Origin of the sequence: Streptomyces sp. NRRL WC-3549, assembly GCF_000721935.1 — a bacterium.
Taxonomy (GTDB): domain Bacteria; phylum Actinomycetota; class Actinomycetes; order Streptomycetales; family Streptomycetaceae; genus Streptomyces.
This window is the reverse complement of sequence record NZ_KL585387.1, coordinates 44,682-51,745: the sequence shown is the minus strand read 5'-3', so window position 1 is coordinate 51,745 and position 7,064 is coordinate 44,682. Positions and strand designations below refer to the sequence as shown.

Sequence of the window (7,064 nt, the reverse complement as noted above, 5' to 3'; positions counted from 1 at the left end):
GTGTATAAGAGACAGGGCCGGAACGGTGTCCGGGGTGTCCTCCGGGTCCGGGACCGGCCGCGGGGGCCTCAGCAGTTCCGGGCTCAGGCCGCCCACGAACCCAGGTACGTCCAGGCCCGACACGTCCGACACGCCCGCCCGGTCCCCGGTCTCACCGAACGGTCCCGGCTCGATCCGCCACCACTCGGGTTCGCCGTCCGGCACGCCCGCCTGGTCCAGTCCGCGCATGTGCGGTGCCGAGGCGGAAGGCCAGGCCGGAGCGGGCCCCCGCTCCGGCTCTTCGGCCGGGACGCCACCGTCCGGTACGTCCGGCTCCCCGCCCGCCGGGCCCTCGGGCCCCGGGTCCTCGCGCCGCCCCGGGTCCTCGCGCCGGCCCGGGTCCGTGCCCGCCGGGTGCTTCCGGAACATCCCGCGCCGCGGGCGCGGGACCTCGCCCGGTTCCGCGCCGCCCGGGCCCGTCGCCGCCGCCCGGGGTGGCGCCGCCGCTCGGGATGGCGGCGTCGCCCGGGGTGGCTCCGTCGCCCGGGATGGCGCCGCCGCTCGGGGTGGCGGTACCGCGCCCGTCCCGTCCCCCGACTCCGCCGCCGCGGCGACCAGTTCGTCCGGCGCGCCGAGCCGGCCGAGGATGCGCCGGACCGTGGCCGGGGTGTCCGCGCCCGCCGTGCCGCGCTGCCGGTCGATCTCGCCCCGGAGCGTCGAGACGAGTCTCATCCGGGCGCCCGAGGGCAGCTGTTGCTGCTGCGCCAGGTCGCCGACCCGGCTCAGGTAGTCGTAGACAAGCTGGTCGCTCTCGATCCCCACGCGATGGTTCTCCCTCTACCCGGCCTGCCCCGACGGTAGCGTTCCAGGGGCTACCGTGGGACGGATGGGGACGACCACACCACCGCGCACGCTCGCCGAGTCTCTGCGCGCCCGGGGAGACGCATCGCTGGCAGGGCTGCTGCGTGCACGCCCCGACCTGCTGAGCCCCGTACCGAACGACATCACGCAGCTGGCGACACGGGCCGGCACCCGGGCCTCCGTCGTCCGCGCGCTGGAACACCTGGACCGGTTCGCCCTGCAGACCGCCCAGGCGCTGGCGGTGGCGCCGGACCCGGCTCCGTACGCCGCGCTCCTCGCACTGCTGACGGGAGACGGCCAGGACGACGGCGAGGGGCGCGACGACACCGGGGCGGCGATCACCGCCGCGCTGCCCGGCGCGCTCGCGACCCTGCGCGAGCAGGCCCTCGTCTGGGGTGAGGACGAGGCGCTGCACCTCGTCCGCACGGCCCGCGAACTGCTCGCCCCGTCCCCGCAGCACCCCTCCCCCACCGGTCTCGGCCCGACCGTCTCCGAGGCCACGGCCGGGATGTCGCCGGGCCGGCTCCAGGAGATCCTGGCCGCCGCCGGGCTGCCGGCCACCCACGACCCGGTCTCCGCCGTCACCTCGCTGACGGAACTCTTCACCGACCGCACGCGCATGGCCGCGCTGCTGGACACCGCGCCCGTCGAGGCGCTGGCGGTGCTGGACCGGCTGGTGTGGGGCCCGCCCTACGGGGAGGTCACCGCGAACCCCGCGCCGCCGGTGCGATGGCTCCGCGACCGGGGGCTGCTGCTGCCCGTCTCGACCCGCACCGTCGTCCTGCCGCGCGAGGCCGCGCTGCATCTGCGGGCCGGCCGCGCCCACCGCGTACCGGAGCCCGTGGCCCCGGCCGTCACGGCCGTCGCCGAGCGCGATCCCCAGGCTGTGGACAGAGCCGCGGCCGGCCAGGCGTTCACCGCGCTGTCCACGATCGAGGAACTGCTGAATCTCTGGAACAACGGCGGCCCCGCGATCCTTCGTGCGGGCGGCCTGAGCGTGCGCGAGCTGAAGCGGACCGCGAACGCGCTGGACGTGTCCGAGCCGATCGCCGCCTTCTGGGTCGAACTCGCGTACGCCGCAGGGCTGCTGGCTCCCGACGGCGAGACCGACGAACGGTACGCGCCGACCCCGGCGTACGACGACTGGCTGGAGCTCCCGGCCCAGGACCGCTGGACCCGCCTCGTCACCTCCTGGCTCGCCGCCACCCGCACGGCCGGGCTGGTCGGCGGTCAGGACGCCAAGGGACGGGCCCTGTCCGCGCTCGGCCCCAACCTGGACCGTTCGGCGGCCCCCGAGGTACGCCGCCGGGTGCTGGCCCTGTTCGCGGCGCTCCCTGCGGGCACCGCCCCCGACCCGCAGTCCCTGCTCACCCGGCTGCGCTGGGAACGGCCCCTGCGTACGCCCGCGCCCGGCGCGTCAGCCGCCTCCGGGGAGGCCTCCGACCTGCGTTCCAGGATCGCCCTGTGGACGGTCAACGAGGCGGAGTCGCTCGGTGTCACCGGCCGGGGCGCCCTCTCCTCCCAGGCCCGCGCGCTGCTCGACGAGGGCCCCCGCGAGGCCGCCGCGCTGCTGGCCCCGCTCATCCCCGAACCCCTCGGCCACGTCCTGCTCCAGGCCGACCTGACGGCGGTCGCGCCCGGTCCGCTGGAACGCCCGCTCGCCGAGATGCTCTCGGTGCTCGCGGACGTCGAGTCCAAGGGCGGCGCGACGGTCTACCGCTTCACGCCCGGCTCCGTACGCCGCGCGCTGGACGCCGGACAGGCCGCCGCCGACCTGCACGCCTTCCTCGCCGCACACAGCCGTACACCGGTGCCGCAGCCGCTGAGCTACCTCATCGACGACGTCGCGCGCCGCCACGGCCATCTGCGGATCGGGGCCGCGTCGGCGTACGTGCGGTGCGACGACGAGGCGGTCCTCAACGAGATCCTGGCCGACAAGCGCTCGGCCGCCCTGCGGCTGCGCCGCCTCGCGCCGACCGTGCTGGCCGCCCAGACCGACCCGGCTTCGCTGCTGGAGGGGCTGCGCGAGATGGGGTACGCCCCGGCCGCCGAGTCCGCCGAGGGCGACGTCCTGATCACCCGCGCCCACACCCGCCGCACCCCGCCGCGTACGCCCCCGGCCCCGGTACCCGAGGGCCCGCCGGTCCCGGACGCCACCCTGCTGTCGGCGGCGGTACGGGCCGTCCGCGCCGGGGACACCGCCGCCCGGGCCGTCCGCACCGGCACCGGGGGCGCGGAGGACGGCCCCGGCGCGGCGGGCGGCGCCCTGCCCCGCACGACCCCTGCGGAGACCCTGGCCACGGTCCAGGCGGCGGCGATGACCGGGTCCGCGGTGTGGATCGGCTACGTCAACGCGGACGGCGCGGCCAGCCAGCGGGTGATCGCGCCGGTCAAGGTCGAGGGCGGCTTCGTCACGGCGTACGACCACACGGCCGACGAGGTCCGCACCTATCCGCTGCACCGGATCACGGGTGTCGCGGAACTTGCCGACGAGGCCGACGAGACCGGCGAGACCGGCGAGGCCGACGAGACCGGCGGGACCGACGAAGGCCGCGCACAGGGTTCCTGACGCCCCGTCGGGCGGTTGCGGTCAGGCGGGGTCCATGTCACGGAAGCGCTCGAAGGACTCCGTGCCCGTGGTTCCCTTCTTCCAGGTCACGGTCAGGGTGTCCCCGTTCCGCTCGATCTCCCCGAGCCGGTCCTTGCCCTCGACCTTGGTGCCGTCCTGCTCGCAGAGGAGTGCCACCACCAGGTCGCCGAGGTCGTCCGTCTGCCACCGGCCCTTGCACTCGAACCCGTCACCGTCGCTGAGGATCGCGTTCACGCGCCTGGGCTCGTCCAGGTACGCGTCGCCGAGGGCGAGCATCGTGGAGTCGGGGGCCCGCCACACGGCCTGCAGCCCGGTCCCGGTGGGCGAGGGAACGGCGGGGTTCGAAGGGGTCTCATCGGCCGGGGGCTGAACCACGGAGGGGCCCTCCGTGGCGCTCGGGCCGGCGGAAGTGCTCGGGCTCCCCTTGGCCGCAGGTGGCTTGGAGTCGCCTTCGTCCCCGCTCCCGAACGCGAACCAGGCCCCGGCGCCGACCAGCGCGAGTGCCACGACAGCGCCCCCCACGATCAGCCCGGTACGCCGCTTCCCGCCGCCGGCACCCGGGCCTGGGCCTGCCATCGGCGCGGGGGCCTGCGGCGGTGGAGGCGGCGGGTACGCCCCGTACGCGGGAGGGGGCTGCTGCGGCGGCTGGGACAGATGCTGCGGCGGGGGTGGAGGCTGCTGCGGCGGCTGGGCGTACGGGTTGTCCGCCACCGGCTGTCCGCCGTGCGGGTTCCCGTGTCCGGGCCCGGGGCCGGCCCCTGGTGGGCCGTACGGCTGCTGGGGCGGCTGCGCCGGCCAGGGCGGCGGCTGTGTCATGGTGTCGTCCCTCCCCCGCGGTCGGCCGTCCGCCGACCCGAAATCCCTTTCTATCAGCTCCTGGCCGCCCCGGCCCGCCTTTCACGCCCCGGCCTGCCCGCCTTTCACGTCCCGAGGCCTCCGATCCCCGCCGCCTCCCGCAGCACCTCGGTGAGCATCGGCATCGTGAGCCGGCCCGTGAACGTGTTGCGCTGACTCGGGTGGTAGCTGCCCAGCAGGTGCAGTTCCTGCCGGCGTTCCGTGGCGGGCAGGACGACGTGTGCGCCGTGGGCGAAGGCGGGGCGCGGGCGGGGCAGCCGCCAGCCCGCGTCGGCGAGGACCGGGAGCAGTGCCTGCCAGCCGAAGCCGCCGAGGACCACGACCGCGCGCAGGCCCGGGCTCAGCAGCTCCAGCTCGGCCGCCAGCCAGGGGCGGCAGGTGTCGCGTTCGGCGGGGGTGGGGCGGTTCGCCGGGGGCGCGCAGTGCACGGGCGAGGTGAGACGTACGCCACGCAGGGTGAGCCCGTCCCCGGCGTCGACGGAGGTGGGCTGCGAGGCCAGACCCAGGGCGTGCAGCGCGACGAAGAGGAAGTCGCCGGTCGCGTCGCCCGTGAACATCCGGCCGGTCCGGTCGTGTGCGGCGGGCGCGAGCCCGACCACGGCCACCGTCGCGTCCGGCGGTCCGAACCCGGGCACGGGCCGCCCCCAGTACTCCCAGTCCCGGAAGGCCGCGCGCTTGCCCTCGGCCACCTCTTCCCGCCAGGCCACCAGCCGGGGGCAGGCACGGCATCCGCTGACGCGTAGGTCCAGCTCCGCGAGGCCACCACTCCGGGACGCGTGGTACGCCGGGAACCCCGGGTCCTCGGCGCCCGGCACCGGATCCGGATCTGCTGCTTCCGCTTCGACCATCCCACCACGCTAAGGGCTCGCGGATCATCAGCACATCGTTGGGGTCTGCGAGCCCTGAGGGCCGGCGGGCGGCGTGATCACGGCCCGGCACGGCCGCCCGCTCGCGGGCCGGATGCGGCACACTGGACGTTTGGCCGTTCGCGGCCGCCCGGCGGCGGACCCCAGCAGCAGGGCAGAGGCAGACCAGAAAGGGCCGACGCGCGTGACCGGACCCCTCATCGTCCAGAGCGACAAGACGCTGCTCCTCGAAGTCGACCACGACCAGGCCGAGGCCTGCCGCCGTGCCATCGCCCCCTTCGCGGAGCTGGAGCGTGCACCCGAGCACATCCACACCTACCGGGTCACCCCGCTCGGCCTGTGGAACGCCCGCGCCGCGGGCCACGACGCCGAGCAGGTCGTCGACGCGCTCGTGGAGTACTCGCGCTACCCCGTGCCGCACGCGCTGCTCGTCGACATCGCCGAGACGATGGCGCGGTACGGACGGCTCACCCTGTCCAAGCACCCGGTACACGGGCTGGTGCTGACCAGCAACGACCGGCCGGTGCTGGAGGAGATCCTCCGCTCGAAGAAGGTCCAGCCGCTGGTCGGTGCCCGGATCGACGCGGACACCGTGGCCGTGCACCCCTCCGAGCGCGGGCAGATCAAACAGACGCTGCTGAAGCTCGGCTGGCCCGCAGAGGACCTCGCCGGGTACGTCGACGGCGAGGCGCACCCGATCGAGCTCGACCAGGACGGCTGGTCGCTGCGCCCGTACCAGAAGCAGGCCGTCGACGGGTTCTGGCACGGCGGCTCCGGCGTCGTCGTCCTTCCCTGCGGCGCCGGGAAGACGCTGGTCGGCGCCGGGGCGATGGCCCAGGCGAAGGCGACCACGCTGATCCTGGTCACCAACACCGTCTCGGCCCGGCAGTGGAAGCACGAGCTGGTGAAGCGGACGTCGCTGACCGAGGACGAGATCGGCGAGTACAGCGGAACCCGCAAGGAGATCCGGCCGGTCACCATCGCCACCTACCAGGTGCTGACCACCCGCCGGAAGGGCGTCTACCCGCACCTGGAGCTCTTCGACTCCCGCGACTGGGGCCTGGTCGTCTACGACGAGGTGCACCTGCTGCCCGCCCCCGTCTTCAAGTTCACCGCCGACCTCCAGGCGCGGCGGCGCCTCGGGCTCACGGCGACGCTGGTGCGCGAGGACGGCCGCGAGTCGGACGTCTTCTCGCTCATCGGGCCCAAGCGGTTCGACGCGCCGTGGAAGGAGATCGAGGCCCAGGGGTACATCGCGCCCGCCGACTGCGTCGAGGTCCGCGTCAACCTCACCGACTCGGAGCGGCTGGCTTACGCGACCGCCGAGACCGAGGAGAAGTACCGGTTCTGCGCGACGACCGCCACGAAGCGGAAGGTCACCGAGGCGCTCGTGCGCAGGCATCAGGGGGAACAGACCCTGGTGATCGGGCAGTACATCGACCAGCTCGACGAGCTCGGTGAGCATCTGGACGCCCCGGTGATCAAGGGCGAGACCAGCAACGCGCAGCGCGAGAAGCTGTTCGAGGCGTTCCGCCAGGGTGAGATCAGCGTGCTGGTGGTGTCGAAGGTCGCGAACTTCTCGATCGACCTGCCGGAGGCGACGGTCGCCATCCAGGTGTCGGGGACGTTCGGTTCACGCCAGGAGGAGGCGCAGCGGCTCGGCCGGGTGCTGCGGCCGAAGGCGGACGGGCACGAGGCCCGCTTCTACTCGGTGGTCGCCCGCGACACGGTCGACCAGGACTTCGCGGCGCACCGCCAGCGGTTCCTGGCCGAGCAGGGGTACGCGTACCGGATCGTCGACGCTGACGAACTCCTCGCGGAGCCCGACCCGGAGAGCTGAGCCCGGCGGGAGCTGTTTCCGCCCGGAGAGCCGCGCCCGGCGGGGGAGCTGGGCCCGAGCCTGCGGGCCGAGC

General features: G+C 74.9%; 4 protein-coding genes and 1 pseudogene. 2 read left to right on the top strand and 3 right to left on the bottom strand.

Translation table 11 applies throughout. The features are described from left to right. Positions 1-801: pseudogene (locus IH13_RS0105500) on the bottom strand (hypothetical protein); the annotation flags it as partial. A 64-nt stretch (positions 802-865) separates the two neighbouring features. On the opposite strand from IH13_RS0105500, the gene IH13_RS0105495 reads away from it, so the two are divergent. Beyond that, positions 866-3,409: a helicase C-terminal domain-containing protein gene (locus IH13_RS0105495; RefSeq protein ID WP_234433220.1), complete on the top strand. Its 2,544-nt coding sequence runs from the start codon at positions 866-868 to the stop codon at positions 3,407-3,409. Between the two features lie 21 nt (positions 3,410-3,430). Here IH13_RS0105495 and IH13_RS44365 read toward each other — a convergent pair whose 3' ends face one another. Together IH13_RS44365 and IH13_RS0105485 are read right to left on the bottom strand one after the other, a co-directional pair. Next, positions 3,431-3,805, bottom strand: a complete 375-nt coding sequence (locus IH13_RS44365) for a hypothetical protein (RefSeq protein ID WP_234433219.1) — start codon at positions 3,803-3,805, stop codon at positions 3,431-3,433. Positions 3,806-4,350: 545 nt separating this feature from the next. Beyond that, positions 4,351-5,133: a uracil-DNA glycosylase gene (locus IH13_RS0105485; RefSeq protein WP_031081485.1), complete on the bottom strand. Its 783-nt coding sequence runs from the start codon at positions 5,131-5,133 to the stop codon at positions 4,351-4,353. A gap of 202 nt (positions 5,134-5,335) precedes the next feature. On the opposite strand from IH13_RS0105485, the gene IH13_RS0105480 reads away from it, so the two are divergent. Then, entirely contained in the window at positions 5,336-6,991 is a 1,656-nt protein-coding gene (locus tag IH13_RS0105480; RefSeq protein WP_031081483.1) for a DNA repair helicase XPB, read from the top strand. Positions 6,992-7,064: the final 73 nt, after the last annotated feature.